Here is a 20009-nt window from a genome sequence, read left to right on the forward strand (position 1 = left end):
AAATGTTAACAATACTAAAAAGTGAGAAATCTCACTATTAGACAGTTTGTAATCTTTCTAAATAAGATTCATTAGCATATTAAATCCAACAAAAAGCATCAAAATTTGAGATTACTTTAATTCATAAATTTCACCTTTAAACCTTACCATTTTAGCCGAAGCCGGAAAGTTTTTTATTTCTAAATTTTTTATCCTTCGTGATGAAACATAAGGATTGATAATGTACTGTTGGATTTTATCTTTATTTTCTGAAGATTTCATCCAAAAGATTACCCGATTTCCTTTTTTCAGTGAGATAATATTTTCTTTTTTATAATGATGTACCAAAAACTCATCTTCCTGGTTTTCAATAATATTAAAAGAAACTCTTACGATAAAAAATACAGCGATCGCTAAAATTACATTTGAAACTGTTCTAAACTTGATTTTATCAAGCATAAATTTCAAAAAATAAATAATTCCAAACAACACAAAAACCTCAGCTAAATTTAAAGGAATATTTTCAAAGAAAACAGCATCAAAATCTGCAAACCAATGAATGGCTTTTAGCAAAATATTGATGATAAAATCATAACTCAAATTAATTACTCCAATATCTATATTAAAACCAATCAACGCGGTCATAAAAAAAGAAAATATAATAATTAGTTCAGAAAACGGAACAATTATAAAATTAGCTACAATTGAAATCAATGAAAACTGATGAAAGTAATACAAAACCAAAGGCAATGTTGCCAATTGCGCTGCAACAGATATAGAAATCGTATTATAAATAAGTTTTTTGAAAAAATTATTCTGTCTCGGAAGGTATTTTAAAATCGGTTGATTCAACCAATAAATCCCCAAAACAGCTATAAAACTTAACTGAAAACCTACATCAAAAATCTGTTGTGTATCAATCATTAAAATAATAAACGCCGAAAGCGCCATCGAATGCAGCAAATCTGGTTTCCGCTGAAGCAACACATAAATGAAATACACAGAAATCATGATGCAGGATCGCACCACAGAATTACCAAATCCGATGAAAACTGCAAAAATCCAGATGAATAGTAAACTGATGACAATTGCATATTTTTTGAGACTTACAGATAAAAATCTCATCATCAGAAAATAAAACATTCCGAAAATCACAACAATATGTGTCCCCGAAATGGCAAGAAAATGCACCAAACCCGAACGGTTAAAATCCTGAACGGTTTCAGAATCTATTTCTGTGCGGTCTGCCAAAATTATTCCTTTCAAAAATTCACGGCTGCGAAAAGACATATTTGAATGACCGATTTTCTGCAAAGTTTCTAACCGTTTTTGCTTGATTTTTTCTGTAAAACTCAAATCGCTTCTTTCACCAGAAGAAATTTCTCCGTTAATATAGCATTGATAGAAAATATTTTTTCGCTTTAAATATTTTGAATAATCAAACTGAAAATCGTATTCAGGAGATTTTGGCTGCACCAGATATGCTTTCGCTTTATAATAATGATTAAAATCTAATTCGTTTTTGGCTTTTTCAACATTAACGATTGCATCAAACACCTTATTTCCAACAACAATCGATGCTTCATACTTTTTGAATTTCAGATTAGAATTTAATTTTTTAGAAATTTTAAAAATGACAGTTTCATTTGTTTTAAGATTACTTTTTTGAGTATCTGAATTGCTGTAAAAGTGAAATAAAATTCCCAATCCGAAAAAGAAAACCATCAAAAGGAAATTCCTTATTTTAAATAAAATCTGGTTTTTCAGAAAAAACAATCCAAAAATAATGGCACAAAAAAGTAGAATTACAATGATTGAATTTTGTTTAAGAAAGAATTTATCCTGAAAGAAAATTCCAAGAATAAAACAGAGTACAACAATCAAAAGAGGTTGCTTGTTCAAAATCATTTGTGTTTGAACAAACTAAGTTAGAAAATTTTAGAATACAGAAATAGATTTATTTCGATTTAACTTAAACAATGATTTTATTTTAATAATAAAAATTCATCTTTCTGATTTTCAAAAAGATTAAAAAAAATTCTTACGATAAAAAATACGGTAATAGCTAAAATTATATTTGAAATATTTCTGAGACTTATTTTATCAAGCATAAATTTCAGAAAATAAATAATACAAAAAATAAAATACTTCACTACCCAAAAGAATATTAATCATAAATCCACAAATAACATTAATTTAACTTAAATAAAATCATTATCATAAATATATAATAACAAGTCAAAAACAAATAAAATCCATTACAAATTACTATTTTCATTAGCAAAACCTACAAAAAACAATGAAAATTTCCTAATTTAGCATAAATAAAAAAAATATACACGATGAAAAAGATTAAAAAATCAAATTTTGTAATTACATTATTACTATTATTGTTTACTATTTCATGTTCTAATGAAAGAAATGATGAAATAAGTACTGATATGGAGAAATATTCATTAAAAAATGAAACATTAAAAAGCCTGTCTCCTTTTAGTATAGGGCATAAGATAAATGAAATTAAAATTAAAAAAAACAGCTTATCTTCCTATACCATAACTACGACTAGGTATGAAGAAGACAATACAGGTCATAAAAATGATATTTTTGAAATTACTTTAGCTGAAGATATTTTAAATATATCTGGTACTTTTTATTCTATCAATTATGATGTAGAAAAAAATGAAAAAACCAATCAAATATATTTTTCAAAGAATGGGAAAAAAGAGATTATCTCAGAAGACTTCATCAACACAATAAGTGGAAATGATTTACATGCCTTAAATAGATTGGTAGCGTTGTATATTGAATTATATGATAATTCAATTAAAAAAATGGGACCAGAAACTGATGTATTAGCAAAAAAATCTTGTGCTAAATTTGAGAGTGGTATTGGATTCACTGGTACTGCATCTTCAATAAGATCTGTAGAAGATGCTCAAGCCTATATAGATAGTGGACATGGGGATTGCAAAATAGCAGGAACAGATACTTCTTGCGCATTAGGAAGTCACATTTGTGCTTCTACTACCACATTGCAATGCTTTGGTGGAAGCTGTTCCGGAGGAGGTGGCTCTGGAGGAGGTGGAGGATGGAAAGTCTCTAATAAATAAATATTTTATCATTATAAAAATTAATTTGTGAATGAGTTATTCAAACTTTGAACTTGCTTTTTTCTGTTTACTAATTATTTATTTGTTACTTATTATTTTGGTAACCATTAAAGTTTTACAATCAAAGACAACAAGTTTAGTTAAGTTTTTATTGATTTTAGTTCTGCTATTTATACCAATTATTGGACTAATTATCAATATTATAATCTTGCAGAAAAAAATTAGCTAAATATTTTTTTTAATTTCAAAAACATTTTCAAAGAGTTCTTATATCCTAATAAGAACTCTTTTATTTTTAATTAGGCAGATCAAAAGTGTTGATTAATAAAATTATTTCTCAAAATTACATCAGCAGCATTTTTACTTGCACCTTTTCCACCCAATTTTTCTCTGAGCAATTTAAAATCCTGAAGCATTTCACTTCTTTTTTCACCTTTAATAATGAAATTCAGTTCTTTGACTAGATTTTTAGTATTGAGTTCGCTTTGAATTAATTCTTTCACCACTTCCCGATCCATAATTAAATTCACCAAAGAAATATATTTGATATTTTTCACCAATCTTTTGGCAATAGCGTAAGAAATCTTGCTTCCGCGGTAACAAACCACTTCCGGAATATTCAACAAAGCAGTTTCTAAAGTTGCTGTTCCCGAAGTTACCAAAGCAGCTTTTGAGCACCTCAACAAATCATAAGTTTTGTTGGAAACAAAATGCACATTTTCATCAACATATTTTTGGTAAAATTCCTTTTCAAGACTTGGCGCACCTGCAATTACAAATTGATAATTATTAAAATGTGGGCGAACAGAAAGCATGATTTCCAACATTTTTTCCACCTCCTGTTTTCTGGAACCTGGCAAAAGTGCAATGATTTCTTTTTCATTTAAACCATTTTCAGTTTTAAAATCATCAACAGAAATATCCTGAAGTGTAGAAATTGCATCCAACAAAGGATGTCCTACAAAGTGAGATTTTACATCATGCTTGTGATAGAAATCTTCCTCGAAAGGCAAGATCACCATCATTTCATCAACATATTTTTTAATGATTTCAACACGACCTTCTTTCCAAGCCCAAAGTTGAGGAGAAATATAGTAGACTACTTTTATGCCCAATTCTTTTGCAAATTTTGCGATTCGCAAATTGAAACCGGGATAATCAACCAAAATCAAAACATCCGGCTGATTGTTTTTAATATCATCTTTACAGATTTTAATATTATTTAAAATCGTCCTCAGATTCATCGCAACTTCAAGAAAGCCCATAAAAGCTAAATCTCGGTAGTGTTTCACCAAAGTACCGCCTTGTTTCTGCATCAGATCTCCACCCCAAAATCTAAATTCTGCATTGGAATCTTTTTCTTTTAAAGCTTTCATTAAATTGCTTCCGTGCAAATCTCCGGATGCTTCACCTGCGATGATATAATATTTCATAAATGATAATTGATAGGCGATGAATGATTTTGTCTATTGAAATGACATTTAATCTCAAATTCCAAACATCAAAATTCAAATTATAATTAAGTAAATTTGTTTCAAAGATAATGATAAAAAAATGTCAGAAGAATTTGAAATAAAAAATAAAGTAGCCGCAAGCGGACTGATCAACTTTGATCTTACCGATCTCGTTCCAAAAGGTGCAAGAAAAGGCATTGATCTGAAAGATTTTCTATTTATGGAAATGATTTTAAAAGAAAAAGATTTCCGTGAAAAAGTAGCTGCTATCGACACTCAAGAATATAAAGACGCTTACGTTTACATCTACAATTCGGCAGATGCTATTGTTCCGCTTTGGGCTTATTTTTTACTAACCGCTAAACTTACAGATGCTACAAAGAAAATAGTATTCGGTAGTGCTGAAAATTTAGAAATCGTTTTAATGCATGACGCCATCAAAAACTATGATTTTTCTGAGATGAACGGAAAAAGAGTTTTGGTGAAAGGCTGCACAGACAAAGCAATTCCGGAAAATGCATATGTAGAATTGGTCGAAAATCTAAAACCGATTGTAAAATCTCTAATGTTTGGTGAAGCTTGCTCGAATGTACCGATTGTTAAAAATTAAACTTATACTTTAATATTTTAGCCTTACAATTTGTTATAAATTAAATCAGACATTGTCAATATTTTTGATAACTTTGAGTTTATTAACACCTTAAAAATAAACACAAAAATGAGTTTAATCGATTTACTTACAGGAAATACAGGAAACCAGGTTGCAGAAAAAGCTGAAACCAAATTCGGAATTAGCAAAAACCAAATCATCGCACTTTTGGCAGTTGCAACACCTCTTGTAATCTCTTACTTGAGAAATAAATCTCAGGACAATAAAGAAGCAGAAGCTTTAAATAGTGCGTTAGAAAAAGATCACGACGGAAGTATTTTAGATGACACTTCGCAGTTGGAAGCCAGACAAAATGAAGGTGGGTCTATACTTTCTCATATTTTTGGAAATGAAAAAAGTACTGTTGAAAATCAGCTCTCACAAAATACAGGAATCTCTATTGATAAGATCGGACCTATTCTGGCAATGCTTGCTCCCGTCATCATGGGATATATTGGCAAAGAAAAACAGCAAAACAACGTTGGAGCTGGAGGTCTTGGTGATCTTTTAGGAGGAATCTTGGGAGGTGCACAAACTCAAGCTCAACAACAGCAGTCTAATCCATTAAACGATATTCTTGGAAGCGTATTAGGTGGTGGACAATCACAATCTTCAGGAAATCCTTTGAATGATATTTTAGGGAGTGTTCTTGGCGGAGGTAGTCAACAAAAGCAACAACAAAATGGTGGTTTAGGAGATATTCTGGGCGGACTTTTTGGAGGGAAATAATTCTCTCACATTTTAAAAAGATATAGTACCGAAGTTTTTTGCTTTGGTATTTTTTTGTAAAATCAGGAAATATTGAAGTATAAAAAGATTAAGATTTAAAAATCATTTTACTTATAATTATTTAAATCAAAAACAACAAAGATGAAGTTTTGAAAAAAGCAATCAAATCGATTTATAATTAGCAACATGTATCAAATAAATTATTTAGCTTTGTATATTATTTAGATAAAATTAATATTTATGAAACAAATAATTACTACCACTTTGCTTTTTGGAATTGCTATCTTCAGTAATAGCCTGTTTGCGCAAGAACTTTCTAATGAAAAAATGAAAGTTTTCCAGACAGATAAAATAGAAGATATAAAAAAGGTTTTCAAGAAAGAAGACTTTATTAAATGTTTTGACATTAAAGGAGTTTCCTATAATATGTTTTCTTTAAGCGCAAGGTATGAAAGAGTAAATGTTATCAACTATTTACTTGCAAACAAAATAAGCGTAAACAAGTCTTGTAGCGACGTTACACCATTAATGTATGCAGCAATGTATGGATACACAGATACCGTAAAACTTTTCTTAAAAAACGGAGCAAAAAAAGAGACAAAAGATAGCAACGGCAAAACAGCTAAAGATCATGCGTTAGAAAACAACCACCCGGAAACGGCTGCTATTCTTTAGAAAATTTTAACAATATATAACTTAAAACTTCCTTCGGGAAGTTTTTTGTTTTTAAACCCTTCAAAAATATTATCTTTGCAGACGGAAATTCAAGGCTCAAAACATTGAACCTTAAACATTGAACTTTAAACAAATAATTATGTTTCGATCGCACACCAACGGAGAATTATCTCTTCAACATCTTAATGAAGAAGTTACACTTTCAGGATGGGTACAAACCATTCGTGATAAAGGATTTATGATTTGGATAGATCTTCGGGATCGTTACGGAATTACTCAGTTAGTTTTCGACCAGGATCGTTCTACAGCGGAATTGATGGAAAACGCAAAAAAATTGGGACGTGAGTTCGTAATTCAGGTGACAGGAAAAGTTATCGAAAGAGTAAGCAAAAACCCGAATATTCCGACTGGAGAAATTGAAATTTTAGTTGAAAAATTAGAAGTTCTTAATGAGTCTCAACTTCCGCCTTTCACGATTGAAGACGAAACAGACGGTGGTGAAGAATTAAGAATGAAATACCGTTACCTGGACATCAGAAGAGCTCCGGTAAGAGATAAGCTGATCTTCCGTCACAAAATGGCGCAAAAGGTGAGAAATTATCTTTCAGACGAAGGGTTTATCGAAGTTGAAACTCCGGTTTTAATCAAATCTACTCCGGAAGGAGCGAGAGACTTCGTTGTCCCGAGCAGAATGAATCCGGGACAATTTTACGCATTACCACAATCTCCACAGACTTTCAAACAATTATTGATGGTTGGTGGAATGGATAAATATTTTCAGATCGTTAAATGTTTCCGTGATGAAGATTTGAGAGCCGACAGACAGCCTGAATTTACACAAATCGATTGTGAAATGGCATTTGTAGATCAGGAAGACGTGATGAATGTGTTCGAAGGAATGACGAAAACCCTGATCAAAGATATTACAGGTCAGGAATTCGGAACTTTCCCAAGAATGACGTTTGCCGATGCAATGCAGAAATATGGGAACGACAAACCGGATATCCGTTTCGGAATGGAGTTCGTAGAATTGAATGAATTAGTAAAAGGAAAAGATTTTAAAATATTTGATGACGCTGAATTGGTTGTCGGAATCAATGTTGAAGGTTGCGCAGAGTATACAAGAAAGCAGATCGATGAGCTTGTTGATTGGGTAAAACGTCCACAAATCGGAGCTTCAGGAATGGTTTGGGCTAAATTCCAGAATGATGGTGTGAAAACTTCTTCTGTGAATAAATTCTACAACGAAGAAGATTTAACAAAAATTATTGAAAAATTCGGAGCAAAAGAAGGCGATTTAATGTTAATTCTTTCAGGAAACGAGCATAAAGTAAGAACTCAGCTTTCTGCCTTGAGAATGGAACTTGGGAACCGTTTAGGACTAAGAAAAGGAGATGTTTTCGCACCACTATGGGTTGTTGATTTCCCGTTATTGGAATTTGACGAAGAAAGCGGACGTTACCATGCAATGCATCACCCTTTTACCTCTCCAAAGCCGGAAGACATTCATTTATTGGAAACCGATCCGGGGAAAGCAAGAGCCAATGCTTACGACATGGTTCTGAACGGAAACGAAATTGGTGGAGGTTCTATCAGAATTTTTGATAAAGATTTACAGTCAAGAATGTTTGATTTATTAGGATTTTCAAAAGAAGAAGCAGAAGCTCAGTTTGGATTCTTAATGAATGCCTTCAAATACGGCGCTCCGCCTCACGGTGGTTTGGCTTTCGGATTTGACCGTTTGGTGGCAATTCTTGACGGAAACGAAGTAATTAGAGATTATATCGCTTTCCCTAAGAATAATTCAGGGCGAGATGTGATGATCGATGCGCCGGCCGCAATTGCTGATGAACAGCTCGATGAATTGGAATTACAATTAAATTTAAAAGCATAAATTAGAAGCGGAGATTTTTTCTCCGCTTTTTTATTTAAATAAAAACTATGACCGAAGAAATTTTAATCTACAACACTCCTTGTACCGAAGAAATTTTCAAACAGATTCAACACTATGAATTTAAAAGAATTTGGAAAAAAAATCTCGCAAAAAACAATAAAAATTTATTCGCTAGCACTATCATTTTACTATTCGCAATAATATTTTTTATTACTGAAGATTATGGATTTGCAGGACTTTTTGGAGGATATGTAATTGCGACATACATCTATTGTTTCTATTATTATTCTCAATACAAAAAACATAAAAAAAATATTCAGGAATTAATAGCAAGAGAAATATCAAACATCAAAATAAATTCAAAAGATGTAATTTGGGAATTTAATCCTACTTATTTTTGTTTCAAAAACTATAAATCTGAATACAAATTTATTTGGCAGGAAATCACTTACTGTATTCTAGATGACAAATATCTTTACATTACAGCCTCTTCATTCATGCATTTCATTTTAGACAAAGCGAATATTGATGAGAGCAATCTCAACAAAACAATTGCCTATCTTGAAAAAAAATCTCAGTTTAAAGAAGTTTAATCACAATTAAAACTTTTATGACAAGACAAGATTTCATTCAATTCATAGAAAATCTCGAAACAGATTTTATGGAAAATAAAGAACAATGAGAAACCAAAAGCATTGAAGATATCGACGGTTTTATAAAACACAGATCAATATGTTGATGTAGACAAAGATAATCGGAAAGTTTTTCACATGTTTTGAAAGGGAGTAGCTTACGAATAAGATCAAAATAATAACGACTCATAATTTTCAACAATTATAAAATCATTTTTTTCTCAAAAGCAACAGAATTTATTACTTTTACGTAAACACAAATTTTGAATTATGAAATCTCCTTTAGAAGTACTTCAAAAGTATTTTGGCTACGATAATTTCCGCCTCGAACAAGCGAACGCCGTTGAAAATGTAATAAATAAGAAAGACACTTTTGTCCTGATGCCGACCGGCGGTGGAAAATCGCTCTGTTATCAAATTCCGGCTTTGGTTTTGGAAGGAACAGCAATTGTTATTTCTCCTCTTATTGCTTTGATGAAAGATCAGGTTGATGCATTGCGCGTGAACGGAATTTCAGCTTCGTACATCAATTCTTCGATGTCATTTTTTGAGCAAAATGAAACTTTAAATCAATTAAAAAACGGAAAACTCAAACTTTTATACGTTGCTCCCGAAAAATTAAGTTCGGAAAATGGAGCGTTTTTAGAAATGCTCACGGAGATCAATATTTCCATGTTTGCGGTAGATGAAGCGCATTGTGTCTCGCATTGGGGTCATGATTTCCGTCCGGATTATCTATTTTTAAACGGATTAAAAAAGCAATTCCCAACGATTCCTGTCATCGCATTAACGGCAAGTGCCGACGAAATCACTCGGAAAGACATCATCAAACAACTGAATCTTCAAAATCCATTGGTTTTGATCTCTTCTTTTGACAGAGCCAATATCAAATATTTCGTTCAGTCGAAGCAATCTGTTCTGCAGAATATTATTCAATATCTTAACGAACATCCGGACGATTCGGGAATTATCTACTGTTTGTCGAGAAAAGGCACGGAAGAATTGTCTAGAAAGCTGAAGGAAAACGGCATCAATTCCGCTTTTTATCACGCAGGAATTTCATCATTGGAAAGAGCGGAAGTTCAGGAAAATTTTCTAAAGGACAAAACCCGGGTGATGGTGGCTACCATTGCTTTTGGAATGGGAATAGACAAGAGCAATGTTCGTTTTGTGATGCACGCAGATCTACCCAAAAATCTCGAAAGTTATTACCAGGAAACGGGAAGAGCCGGAAGAGATGGTCTTCCGAGTGAAGCCATTTTATTTTACTCTTACGCCGATGTAATGAAGCTGAAAAAATTTGCAATGATAGAAGGTAATCAGGAACAATCTGAACTGATGTTGCAAAAGCTGAAACAAATGTCCGACTTTGCCGAAATGCAAAAATGCCGAAGACAATATCTCATGGAATATTTCGGTGAAAAACATGATGGAAACTGCAATTCATGTGATTTTTGCCTTAGTGAATTTGAGAATTGGGAAGCAACAACAGATGCTCAAAAATTATTGAGTGCAGTTTTCAGGTTAAAAGAACGATACGGAAAAAATTTAATTATTGATTTTCTGCGAGGCTCCAGAAGTGTAAAAATCACAGACTATATGCTGACTTTGCCCACTTATGGAATTGGAGATAATCACGATAAAAGTTATTGGCAAAATTTGGTTACTCAACTTCTGATCAATGGTTTTTTGAGTGAATCGAATGAAGAATTTTCGGTTTTAAAACTAAATGAAGAAAGCAAATTGGTTTTATTTAAGAATAAAAAAGTCATCTTCAGAAAAGTAAAAGAAAAAGCCAAAGCTGTGAATGTTGATGAAATAGAGACGGATTATTCAACTTCTACAATCGACAACAATCCAGATTTATTTTTGGATTTAAAAAGCCTGAGACGAGAAATTGCCGAACGAGAAAATGTTCCGCCGTATGTTATTTTTTCGGATGCAACCTTACTAGAACTTTCAGCTTATCTTCCTCACACAAAAGAAGAACTTAATGAAATAAGCGGTTTCGGAGCTTTTAAAATCGAAAAATATGGCGAGAATCTTCTGAAAGTCATTCACAATTATAGTGAGATTCATAATTTAACCAGTAGAATTTCCGAAAAGAAACCAAAAAAGAAAACTGCAACGAAAAATACCAAAAAATCTCCAGCAGGAACTTTTACAACGACTTTTCAAATGTTCAAAGCAGGAAACAACATCGAAGAAATCGCTAAAATCAGAAATTTGACTATACCAACCATTCAAAATCATTTGGTTAATTTCATAAAAGTTGGAACTATTAAGCCAATTGAATTGATGGACATTAGCAAACTGCAACCTATTATTGATATTGCAAAATCGCAATCTATTCAATCTCTGAAAGCTATTAAAGAAGAAATCGGTGAGGATTTTTCTTATTTTGAAATTAATATTGCGGTCGCTTATCATCAATCTCAAAAATGAAAAGTACAGGTATTGAGAGAAATCTGTGAAGTTACTTGATGAGATTTAGTCAAAAACCAAGTAAACTCTTAACACCTTATTTTTTTTCCATTTTTAATAAAAACAATCTTAGATTTAAAACATTCTTTAACAAAACTAAGCATTTTGGTAAATATGCAAATCTCTCTGTGGAAAAGGGATTTCAATTCCTGCATTATCCAGGGCTCTTTTGCAATTAATGATTAACTCTTCATTCATCGTCCAAAAATTATCCAGAGAAGTTGTTGCTCTTATCGATAAATTGATGGCGCTATCACCCAATTCCGTTACCACAACCTGAGGTGCAGGACTTTCGAATGCATACTGATTATTTTTTATTACGTCTAAAAGAATTTTTTTTGCTTCATTAAGGTTTGCATTATAAGAAACTCCAATATTAAACCACGTACGGCGTGTGCCCAAATGGGTATAATTTGTAATGCTGTTATTGGAAACATCTCCATTCGGGATTATCACCATTTGATTTTGTGGAGTAATAAGTCTCGTGTGAAAAATATCAATCTCGTGTACCGTCCCAGATTCTCCAGATTTCACCTCAATATAATCACCTACTTTAAAGGGTTTCAACATTAAAATTAAAATTCCTCCCGCAAAATTCGCCAGTGATCCCTGCAAAGCTAAACCGATTGCCAAACCTGCAGCCCCAATCATGGCTACAAAGGCAGAAGTCTGCACACCAAGCTGTGTAACGACTATAATAAATAGCAAAATATTCAGTGACCATGTAATCACATTCAGCAAAAATTTTTGCAGAGAAAGCTCCACTTCCTTCTTGATAAATGCTTTTCTAATTAGTTTTTTTAGTAATCCTATTATCCATCTTCCTACGATAAATATAAGAATGGCAGATACCAAAGCAGTAATAAGTCTTGGAGCCATAGCAATAGCAGACGTTATAAAATTCTCCCAGTTATCTTGTACATTGCTTAGATTTAAATCTTTCATTAAAAATTTTTTTAGTAATTATTATAAATTAGAATTTGAGATTATTCCCAACAGTAATATTGTTGAAAATTATTTAATTAAAAAGAAGATTGACTTCTTTCAAAAATAGAAGCGTCAAAGGTAGTAAAATTTAGAAAACACGAATACAAGCAGTTATATTGAAAACATTTTACTATAAAATAAATATATAATCCTTTTTCATTAATTAATTGATATTCATACGGCACAATCATTGTATTTTCTTCTAAAAATAAAGACAATGAAAGCAATTTGGAACGGTGCCATTGGTTTTGGCTTGGTCAATATTCCTGTAAAGATTTATTCTGCAACAGAAACCAGTAAACTGGATCTTGATATGCTGGATAAATCTGACTTTTCAAATATTAAATTCAAAAGAGTCAACGAAAAAACAGGTAAGGAAGTAAAGTGGGCAAACATTGTAAAGGGTTATCTTATGGATGATAAATATGTTGTTCTTGATGATGAAGATTACGAAGCTGCAAGCCCGGAAAAAACGAAAATTCTTTCGATAGAACATTTTGTAAAAGAAGTAGAAGTTGACTCTGTCTATTTTGAAACTCCATATTTTCTCGAACCGCAGAAAAACGGAGAAAATGCTTACAGACTTTTAATTAAGGCTTTACAACAAACTAAAATGGTCGGTATAGGAACGTTTGTTCTACGTGACAGTGAAGCGATAGGAATGGTTCGGCCGTACAATGATGAGGTTTTAGTTTTAAACCGTCTCAGATTTGATCAGGAAATCAGAGATTACAAAGACTTAAAAATTCCAGCCAAGAAAGCGCCGAAACCAGCCGAACTGAAAATGGCTAAAAACCTCATCGAGCAGTTATCAGAACCCTTCGATCCTACATTTTATAAAAATACATATTCGGAAGAATTGCTTAAAATCATTAAGAAAAAAGCGAAAGGTAAATCTGTTAAGCTGAAAAAATCTGAACCAGCAAAACAGGGAAAAGTGATTGATTTAATGGCACAGTTAAAAGCCAGTTTACAAAGTCCGAAATCTAAAAACGCTTCTTAGTTATGGCACTTAAAGATTATAATGATAAAAGAAAGTTCGATGAAACTACCGAACCGAAAGGAAAAACAAAAAAAAGTGATGACAAGCTGATTTTTGTGATACAGAGACATGCTGCCTCAAGGTTGCATTACGATTTCAGACTGGAAATGGAAGGCGTTCTTAAAAGTTGGGCTGTTCCGAAAGGACCTTCATTAAATCCTGATGACAAACGTTTGGCGATGATGGTAGAAGACCATCCTTATGATTATAAAGATTTTGAAGGAAATATACCGGAAGGAAATTATGGAGCCGGACAAGTTGAAGTCTGGGACAGCGGAACTTATGAACCTTTAGACCAAGCCAGCAAGCTTTCAGATGAAAAAGAATTGTTGAAAGAACTAAAATCTGGTTCGCTAAAATTTATCCTTCACGGCAAAAAACTGAAAGGTGAATTTGCATTAGTGAAAATGAAAAACACTGATAATAACGCATGGTTGCTAATAAAACATAAAGATAAATTTGCCAAGGATGAATATGATGCCGAAGAAAATGTTTCACCGAAATCATTAGTCTCGAAATTTTTAGAGGAAAAAAAAAGCCCAAAAAGCAGCAAAAAGAAGTCATAACTTCTCAAACAAAACATAAATTTCAACGGTTCAATTCTTTAGTTGATGAAAAAAAACTAGAGAAATTCATCAAGCCAATGCTCGCAAAATCTTCTCACGAGGCTTTTGATGATGAAAACTGGATTTTTGAAATCAAATGGGATGGCTATCGTGCTGTGGCTGATTTAAGCAAAAAAAATCCTTTATTTTACTCCCGAAACGGCATTTCGTTTGTATCAAAATTTCACACAATCGTAGAAGATTTTTCTCAGCAAAAACACAAAATGATTTTGGATGGCGAAATTGTAGCTTACGATGAAAATGGAAAACCAAGTTTTCAACTATTACAACAAATCGGCGACAATCCGAATCTTGCTTTAACGTATCAGGCTTTTGATTTACTCTGGCTAAACGGACATTCTACCGAAGAATTGCCTTTAATTCAAAGAAAAGAGCTTTTAAAAGATGCATTAATTGAAACCGACCTTATTAAATATTGCGATCACGTTCCTGAAAAAGGAATTGATTTTTTCAGTCAGATGAAAAAAATGAAGCTGGAAGGGATGATTGCTAAAAAATCTGATAGTATTTATACTGAAAACAGCCGAAGTACCGATTGGCTCAAAATAAAATTCACCAATACCGAAGAAGCCATAATTTGTGGTTTCACAGAACCAAAAGGATCCAGAAAAGCCTTTGGAGCATTAATTCTTGGTAAATATATCAATGATAAACTCATCTATTCGGGACACACCGGAACGGGATTTAATAATGAATTATTGAATCAGCTGCATGAGAGACTGAAAAAATTAATTGTAAAAACTTCGCCGTTTGAAACCATTCCCAAAACCAATATGCCGGTTACATGGACGAAGCCCGAATTGGTTTGTGAAATAAAATATTCTGAAATTACAAAAGATGGAATGTTCCGACACCCTGTATTTGTAGCGATTCGGGAGGATAAAGACGCGAAAGAAATCAGCAACTCCATCACAAAAAATACTCAAAAGACCACAAAATCTAAAAATATGAAAACTAAAAAAAATACAGAAAATACAGAAGATGAGTTTGAAAATGATAGCGAAATTAAACTCAACCGACATACAATAAAACTCACGAATCAGAACAAGATATATTTCCCACAAGATGAGGTCAGCAAAGGGGATATTGTGGAATATTATCAGTCGGTCGCTGAATACATTTTACCACATCTGAAAAATCGACCGCTTTCTTTAAACCGTTTTCCTAATGGAATTGAAAAATCCGGATTTTATCAAAAAGATGCTGGTGACTCGTTCCCTGACTGGATCAAAACAACAAAAGTTTATTCTGAATCTACAGATAAATATATTGATTACGCTATCTGTAATGATAAAGCGACATTGGCTTATCTTAATAATCTGGGTTGCATTGATTTTAATCCGTGGAATTCTTCGCTTCTTGATTTGGAACATCCTGATTATCTGGTTTTAGATCTTGACCCTTCGAAGAAAAATAGTTTCGATGATGTGATTGAAACGGCTCAACAAGTAAAAGAAGTTTTAGATTTAATAAAAATAAAAGGTTATTGTAAAACTTCCGGCAGTACGGGAATTCATATTTATATTCCAATGGGTGGCAGTTACGATTATGATCAGGTAAAAGATTTCGCCCATATTCTGATGAAGCAGGTGAATGACAAACTCCCTAAAATCACGACTTTAGAACGCAGTCTTCAAAAAAGAGACGACAAAAAGATCTATCTTGATTATCTTCAAAACCGACAAGGGCAAACTTTGGCAAGTGTTTACAGCATAAGACCGAAAGAAGGAGCATCGGTTTCGATGCCGATTGAATGGAACGAACTGAAAAAAGGATTGAAGCCTACTGATTTTACTATTGAAAATGCCTTGGAACGAATTAAGGAAAAAGGTGATTTATTTAAGCCTGTTTTAGGAAAGGGAATTGATATGATGAAGGCGCTTGAATTGTTGCAGGATGTGGAGTAATTTAGTATTTTTAATTAAACGCTTATTATGAAAAACAAACCCTACTTAATAGTATTTCTATTTATACAATTTTTTTTCAATGCTCAAATCACACAATTATCGTACGATAAGATATTAAATTACACAATAAAAGAAGACAATAATTTTAAGGTTTATAGCAGTAAATCAGAAACAGGTAATCTAATCATTGGATACGGTGAAAATTGGGAAACTACATATAGTAAAGACTTTACTTGGCAATACAAAAAAAATATTCTTAATGGATATTTAATGAATGACAAATATCTCCATCAAAATGGTAGTAATTTAAGTAATGATTATTTGGAAGTAGTTTTAATAAAAAACAGTGATCTTTACAATGTGGGTTCATTTAAAAACTGTATTGCGTATAACGGCTCATTCAAAGAAAATAAAACTGGGAATAACTTCATGATTTATTGCTTGCAAATGGACGATGATTATGATTATTCAGAGATGAACAGGTTTTTATTTACAACCCAGTTCGGAATTAATTTTGAAAATTTACCAAAAGACAATATCGTCGTAAAAGTAGTTTTAGTTGATAAAAATGGAGAAGCTACAGTCAATTTTTTAGATTTGATTGATACTGTAAATGAGACTCAGAAATTATACTTTAATAAAGACTATATCGAAGCTTATATCAACCAAAAACCATCTCCAAAAGATAAAAAGACCGCACCATTTTACTGTAAATTTATTATTGAGGAAGCTTATCTTTCTAATGAGGTTGAGAAGAGGCTCAATCAATTTACGAATGAAATGGCTATTTTTTATAATGAATATGGATACCTGGATATCGATGATCAAAATAAATTCTACGATTCTGAAATTCAAAGATTAGCAACTTTTTATAAAAAACATAATCATTTGGACTCAAAACAAATTGAAAAATTTACATCAACCTTGAAAAAACTAAAAACAAGTAAAAAAGAAGAGGACTTCTTTTGGGTTAGGGATGCTTATTAATATTACGGTAATTTCGCCACCAAACTCTCTGGCAATATTTTCAAAATCAAATAAATCAATTTCCATTTAAAATTTGGGACAATCGTGAAAGAATTCCCTGCATTCACGATATGCTTTGCTACATAATCAGGTTCCATCAGAAGGTTTTTATTGAGGTCTAAGCCCGCATTGATTTTTGTATTAATATATCCACTTACCAAAACATTGACCTTTATATTTCTCTGCGCTAATTCCTGCCTTAAACCAGCCAAATAAGTCGTGAAAGCCGCTTTTGTACTTCCGTAAACGAAATTACTTTTGCGACCTCTCACTCCGGAAAGTGAAGATAATCCGATAATTCTCTCTAAATTTTTATTGCTTTGATCCATTGCAATTATATTTAAAACAGAAACGGCTCCCATATAATTGACTGTCATCATTTGTTGAGCTCCCTGGAAATTGCTTAAAGCTTTTTCATTATCAACTAAAAATCCTGCTGCGTAAACTACTAAATGAGGCTTTGTTGGAAGTTCATCATAAAATTTCTGATGTGAATCAAAGTCTGAAGCATCAAAATATAAAACAGAAACCTTTGACAAGTTATTTTTAGTAACAAATTCTTTCAGAGAATCTATACTTCTGGAAGCTGCAATAACGGCAAAACCTTTTTCGACATATTGTAAAATACATTGTTTGGCAACATCGGAATTGGCTCCGAGAATGAGAATGCTTTTATTTTGATTCATTAGGCAAAGATAAATTAAACCCAATAAATTAAAAGAAGCTTATCATTCGAAGATGAACTTCGTTACAATTTTAAATTGAAAAAGTAAGTTTTAGTTAAGAAACTAAGATTATTAAGATGGATTCTTCACTCCGCTTTGCTGCGTTATAAATGACACTATGCTTAAAACATTAATATAAAAAGAATCGGCGCGGTGACTAAACGTCACCCCGCCGAAACACAATATTATTTAAAACTAAAATTATTTCTTTTCAGTTTCGATAACTTCTTTTTTGTCAGCAGCTTTCGTTGCTTTTTCGCCGAAACGGTTATCAGTAAACTCTCTTGAGATCGCTGCTTTTTCAAATTTCAGTTTCCCGGAAAGAGTTTCTATAACTACTCCGTCTTCCTGAATCTGAGCTATTCTTCCGTGAAGACCAGAAGTAAGTACTACTCTGCTTCCCACTTTCAGCTCTTCCTGAAATTTTTTCTCCTGCTTCTGCTTCTTCATCTGTGGTCTGATCATCAGAAAATAAAATCCGACAACCATCACCCCCATCATCATCAACATGGTAGTTGAATTTCCCTGTGCAGGTGCTTGTAAAAATAATGTTAACATATTCATTTTTTATGGTTGAATATTGGCATTGAATGTCAATTTTACCGGAGCATTTTCTACGTTAGCAAAAACATCAGCATATTTTTGTACGCTTCCGTCAAAGTTTGAAGAATCAAAGCTTAACGTGATTTTTCCTTTTTTACCCGGCATAATTGGTTCTTTTGTAAATTCAGGAGCAGTACATCCGCATCCAGGCTTTACTTCAGAGATAATTAATGGGTTTGTTCCTGTATTGGTAACCTCATAAACGTGGTTTACTTTTGCACCTTTTTTAATATTTCCAAAATCGAAATTGCTTTCAGATAATGCAATTGTTGTGGTAGGCTGGTTAGATTTTACAGGTGCTGCAGCTTCAGTTCCCGCTACTGTAGGAGTTACCGGTGCAACTGTAGAATCTGCAACAGGAGCATTGGTAGAATCTACACCAATAACTTCTGGGTTTTGTACTTCTTTATTTTCTTTTTTACAAGAAACCAATCCGAAACCGATTACAGACAAAGCAATAATTGATAATGTCTTTTTCATATTAAATTAATTTTAATTTATATTCTATTTAAGTCTTTACAATATTTATCTAAAATTCCATTGATGAATATGTTGGAACGATCTGTAGCAAATACTTTTGCAATCTCAATATATTCATTAATTATAACTCTTGAAGGTGTAAAAGGAAAATTGTCAAGTTCCGAAATAGCAGTCGTTAAAATAACTTTGTCCATCAATGCTATTCTTTCCAAATCCCAGTTTTCAAGACGCTCAGAAAGCTTTTTCTCATTGGCTTCCCAGTTATTTAAAGTATCTCTTAGAAGTTTGCCTGCAAAATTTTTGTCTTCATCATCTTTAACCATTTTAATCAAAGTGCGGCTTTCTTCATTCTCCTTCATAAAACCAATGGTCTTCTGCACCATTGAGTTTGCAATATGAATATCGTCTGACCAGGTAAGTTCTCTATCACTTATATAATCATGAAAATCTTCGTTTTCGGCAATATATCTTAAAAATAATTTCCCGATAAATTTCTGGTCATCTTCAAAAGAATATCCATCTTCCTTCATAAAATCCTGATAACGCTTTCCTGCTGTCATACGTTGGAAAGTTTTCACCAACATATCATCATGCAAGTCCCATTTCAAATCTTTATGCTGACCCGTGAAATACAATCTCTCAGGGTTTTCCTCAAGCTTTTTTAAAACCTGATTATTGATAAATTTTTGATTGGGATTGACATCTGAATCAGTTTTAAAGTATTTATTCTTACCAATTTCCATTTGGTTTTCTGCAAGGTCTTTAAGACCAACCAGAAAATTCAACTGAAAAATATAGAGATTATAGATTTTCTCTATTCCCGAAAACATGTTTTTTTCTAACACATCAAATTTTATCGGATTTTGGTAGTACGAATACACGGTTTCTACTACTTTTTCACGGATTTGTCTTCTTCCTAACATTCAAAGAGCTTTTTATGGGTGCAAAGATATGAAATTTAAAATTTATGAAATTCTCTGTCTCCCTCAATTTTTGTAATTTTGTAA

At 32.4% G+C, this 20009-nt stretch carries 18 protein-coding genes; 11 read left to right on the forward strand and 7 right to left on the reverse strand.

The annotated features are described in order from the left end of the window. Positions 1-111 precede the first annotated feature (111 nt). On the reverse strand, positions 112-1887 hold the full coding sequence (locus OH814_RS15515; protein WP_308828787.1) for a ComEC/Rec2 family competence protein: 1776 nt from the start codon (positions 1885-1887) through the stop codon (positions 112-114). A 434-nt stretch (positions 1888-2321) separates the two neighbouring features. Here OH814_RS15515 and OH814_RS15520 point away from each other — a divergent pair, with 434 nt between their 5' ends. Then, a complete protein-coding gene (locus OH814_RS15520; protein ID WP_308828788.1) occupies positions 2322-3089 on the forward strand; it encodes a hypothetical protein in 768 nt (255 codons plus the stop codon). 308 nt (positions 3090-3397) lie between these two features. Here OH814_RS15520 and lpxB read toward each other — a convergent pair whose 3' ends face one another. Then, entirely contained in the window at positions 3398-4522 is a 1125-nt protein-coding gene (gene lpxB / locus OH814_RS15525; protein ID WP_308828789.1) for a lipid-A-disaccharide synthase, read from the reverse strand. A gap of 121 nt (positions 4523-4643) precedes the next feature. Here lpxB and OH814_RS15530 point away from each other — a divergent pair, with 121 nt between their 5' ends. The 6 genes from OH814_RS15530 (at position 4644) to recQ (ending at position 11567) form a co-directional block, all read left to right on the forward strand. Then, positions 4644-5153: a DUF2480 family protein gene (locus OH814_RS15530; protein ID WP_308828790.1), complete on the forward strand. Its 510-nt coding sequence runs from the start codon at positions 4644-4646 to the stop codon at positions 5151-5153. A gap of 108 nt (positions 5154-5261) precedes the next feature. Next, positions 5262-5921 (forward strand): DUF937 domain-containing protein, encoded by a 660-nt coding sequence (locus OH814_RS15535; protein ID WP_308828791.1) that lies wholly within the window; start codon positions 5262-5264, stop codon positions 5919-5921. A gap of 240 nt (positions 5922-6161) precedes the next feature. Beyond that, positions 6162-6596 (forward strand): ankyrin repeat domain-containing protein, encoded by a 435-nt coding sequence (locus OH814_RS15540; protein ID WP_308828792.1) that lies wholly within the window; start codon positions 6162-6164, stop codon positions 6594-6596. Positions 6597-6735: 139 nt separating this feature from the next. Beyond that, positions 6736-8490, forward strand: coding sequence for an aspartate--tRNA ligase (aspS, locus tag OH814_RS15545; RefSeq protein ID WP_308828793.1), 1755 nt, complete (start codon positions 6736-6738; stop codon positions 8488-8490). 47 nt (positions 8491-8537) lie between these two features. Continuing rightward, positions 8538-9083, forward strand: a complete 546-nt coding sequence (locus OH814_RS15550; protein ID WP_308828794.1) for a hypothetical protein — start codon at positions 8538-8540, stop codon at positions 9081-9083. A 309-nt stretch (positions 9084-9392) separates the two neighbouring features. Continuing rightward, entirely contained in the window at positions 9393-11567 is a 2175-nt protein-coding gene (gene recQ, locus OH814_RS15555; RefSeq protein ID WP_308828795.1) for a DNA helicase RecQ, read from the forward strand. A 135-nt stretch (positions 11568-11702) separates the two neighbouring features. On the opposite strand, the gene OH814_RS15560 is transcribed toward recQ, so the two are convergent. Further along, the gene (locus OH814_RS15560) at positions 11703-12551 is read right to left on the reverse strand and encodes a mechanosensitive ion channel family protein (RefSeq protein WP_308828796.1); all 849 of its coding nucleotides are present in this window, start codon (positions 12549-12551) and stop codon (positions 11703-11705) included. Positions 12552-12810: 259 nt separating this feature from the next. On the opposite strand from OH814_RS15560, the gene OH814_RS15565 reads away from it, so the two are divergent. The 4 genes from OH814_RS15565 (at position 12811) to OH814_RS15580 (ending at position 17155) form a co-directional block, all read left to right on the forward strand. Continuing rightward, positions 12811-13596 carry a Ku protein gene (locus OH814_RS15565; protein ID WP_115621089.1) on the forward strand — a complete coding sequence of 262 codons (786 nt, stop codon included), beginning with the start codon at positions 12811-12813 and terminating at the stop codon, positions 13594-13596. Between the two features lie 2 nt (positions 13597-13598). Next, positions 13599-14201: a DNA polymerase ligase N-terminal domain-containing protein gene (locus OH814_RS15570; RefSeq protein ID WP_076560246.1), complete on the forward strand. Its 603-nt coding sequence runs from the start codon at positions 13599-13601 to the stop codon at positions 14199-14201. A gap of 77 nt (positions 14202-14278) precedes the next feature. Then, on the forward strand, positions 14279-16168 hold the full coding sequence (ligD, locus tag OH814_RS15575) for a DNA ligase D (RefSeq protein ID WP_308828797.1): 1890 nt from the start codon (positions 14279-14281) through the stop codon (positions 16166-16168). A gap of 27 nt (positions 16169-16195) precedes the next feature. Then, on the forward strand, positions 16196-17155 hold the full coding sequence (locus OH814_RS15580; RefSeq protein WP_308828798.1) for a hypothetical protein: 960 nt from the start codon (positions 16196-16198) through the stop codon (positions 17153-17155). 2 nt (positions 17156-17157) lie between these two features. On the opposite strand, the gene OH814_RS15585 is transcribed toward OH814_RS15580, so the two are convergent. From OH814_RS15585 to nusB, 4 genes are all read right to left on the reverse strand, one after another. Then, positions 17158-17880: an SDR family NAD(P)-dependent oxidoreductase gene (locus OH814_RS15585; RefSeq protein WP_201133251.1), complete on the reverse strand. Its 723-nt coding sequence runs from the start codon at positions 17878-17880 to the stop codon at positions 17158-17160. 240 nt (positions 17881-18120) lie between these two features. Continuing rightward, complete coding sequence (gene yajC / locus OH814_RS15590) at positions 18121-18477, reverse strand: preprotein translocase subunit YajC (protein ID WP_115596464.1); 357 nt, start codon at positions 18475-18477, stop codon at positions 18121-18123. A gap of 9 nt (positions 18478-18486) precedes the next feature. Further along, on the reverse strand, positions 18487-19002 hold the full coding sequence (locus OH814_RS15595) for a DUF1573 domain-containing protein (protein WP_076560254.1): 516 nt from the start codon (positions 19000-19002) through the stop codon (positions 18487-18489). Between the two features lie 17 nt (positions 19003-19019). Beyond that, positions 19020-19925, reverse strand: coding sequence for a transcription antitermination factor NusB (nusB, locus tag OH814_RS15600; RefSeq protein WP_076560256.1), 906 nt, complete (start codon positions 19923-19925; stop codon positions 19020-19022). Positions 19926-20009: the final 84 nt, after the last annotated feature.

The organism is Chryseobacterium sp. CFS15 (assembly GCF_031118795.1).
Classification (GTDB): Bacteria; Bacteroidota; Bacteroidia; order Flavobacteriales; family Weeksellaceae; genus Chryseobacterium; species Chryseobacterium indoltheticum.

What these genes read in the sequence shown, in the direction of transcription:
- OH814_RS15515 (WP_308828787.1), bottom strand. Translation starts at nt 1,887, where the DNA reads ATGATTTTGAACAAGCAACCTCTTTTGATTGTTGTACTCTGTTTTATT.
- OH814_RS15520 (WP_308828788.1), top strand. Translation starts at nt 2,322, where the DNA reads ATGAAAAAGATTAAAAAATCAAATTTTGTAATTACATTATTACTATTA.
- lpxB (WP_308828789.1), bottom strand. Translation starts at nt 4,522, where the DNA reads ATGAAATATTATATCATCGCAGGTGAAGCATCCGGAGATTTGCACGGA.
- OH814_RS15530 (WP_308828790.1), top strand. Translation starts at nt 4,644, where the DNA reads ATGTCAGAAGAATTTGAAATAAAAAATAAAGTAGCCGCAAGCGGACTG.
- OH814_RS15535 (WP_308828791.1), top strand. Translation starts at nt 5,262, where the DNA reads ATGAGTTTAATCGATTTACTTACAGGAAATACAGGAAACCAGGTTGCA.
- OH814_RS15540 (WP_308828792.1), top strand. Translation starts at nt 6,162, where the DNA reads ATGAAACAAATAATTACTACCACTTTGCTTTTTGGAATTGCTATCTTC.
- aspS (WP_308828793.1), top strand. Translation starts at nt 6,736, where the DNA reads ATGTTTCGATCGCACACCAACGGAGAATTATCTCTTCAACATCTTAAT.
- OH814_RS15550 (WP_308828794.1), top strand. Translation starts at nt 8,538, where the DNA reads ATGACCGAAGAAATTTTAATCTACAACACTCCTTGTACCGAAGAAATT.
- recQ (WP_308828795.1), top strand. Translation starts at nt 9,393, where the DNA reads ATGAAATCTCCTTTAGAAGTACTTCAAAAGTATTTTGGCTACGATAAT.
- OH814_RS15560 (WP_308828796.1), bottom strand. Translation starts at nt 12,551, where the DNA reads ATGAAAGATTTAAATCTAAGCAATGTACAAGATAACTGGGAGAATTTT.
- OH814_RS15565 (WP_115621089.1), top strand. Translation starts at nt 12,811, where the DNA reads ATGAAAGCAATTTGGAACGGTGCCATTGGTTTTGGCTTGGTCAATATT.
- OH814_RS15570 (WP_076560246.1), top strand. Translation starts at nt 13,599, where the DNA reads ATGGCACTTAAAGATTATAATGATAAAAGAAAGTTCGATGAAACTACC.
- ligD (WP_308828797.1), top strand. Translation starts at nt 14,279, where the DNA reads ATGCTCGCAAAATCTTCTCACGAGGCTTTTGATGATGAAAACTGGATT.
- OH814_RS15580 (WP_308828798.1), top strand. Translation starts at nt 16,196, where the DNA reads ATGAAAAACAAACCCTACTTAATAGTATTTCTATTTATACAATTTTTT.
- OH814_RS15585 (WP_201133251.1), bottom strand. Translation starts at nt 17,880, where the DNA reads ATGAATCAAAATAAAAGCATTCTCATTCTCGGAGCCAATTCCGATGTT.
- yajC (WP_115596464.1), bottom strand. Translation starts at nt 18,477, where the DNA reads ATGTTAACATTATTTTTACAAGCACCTGCACAGGGAAATTCAACTACC.
- OH814_RS15595 (WP_076560254.1), bottom strand. Translation starts at nt 19,002, where the DNA reads ATGAAAAAGACATTATCAATTATTGCTTTGTCTGTAATCGGTTTCGGA.
- nusB (WP_076560256.1), bottom strand. Translation starts at nt 19,925, where the DNA reads ATGTTAGGAAGAAGACAAATCCGTGAAAAAGTAGTAGAAACCGTGTAT.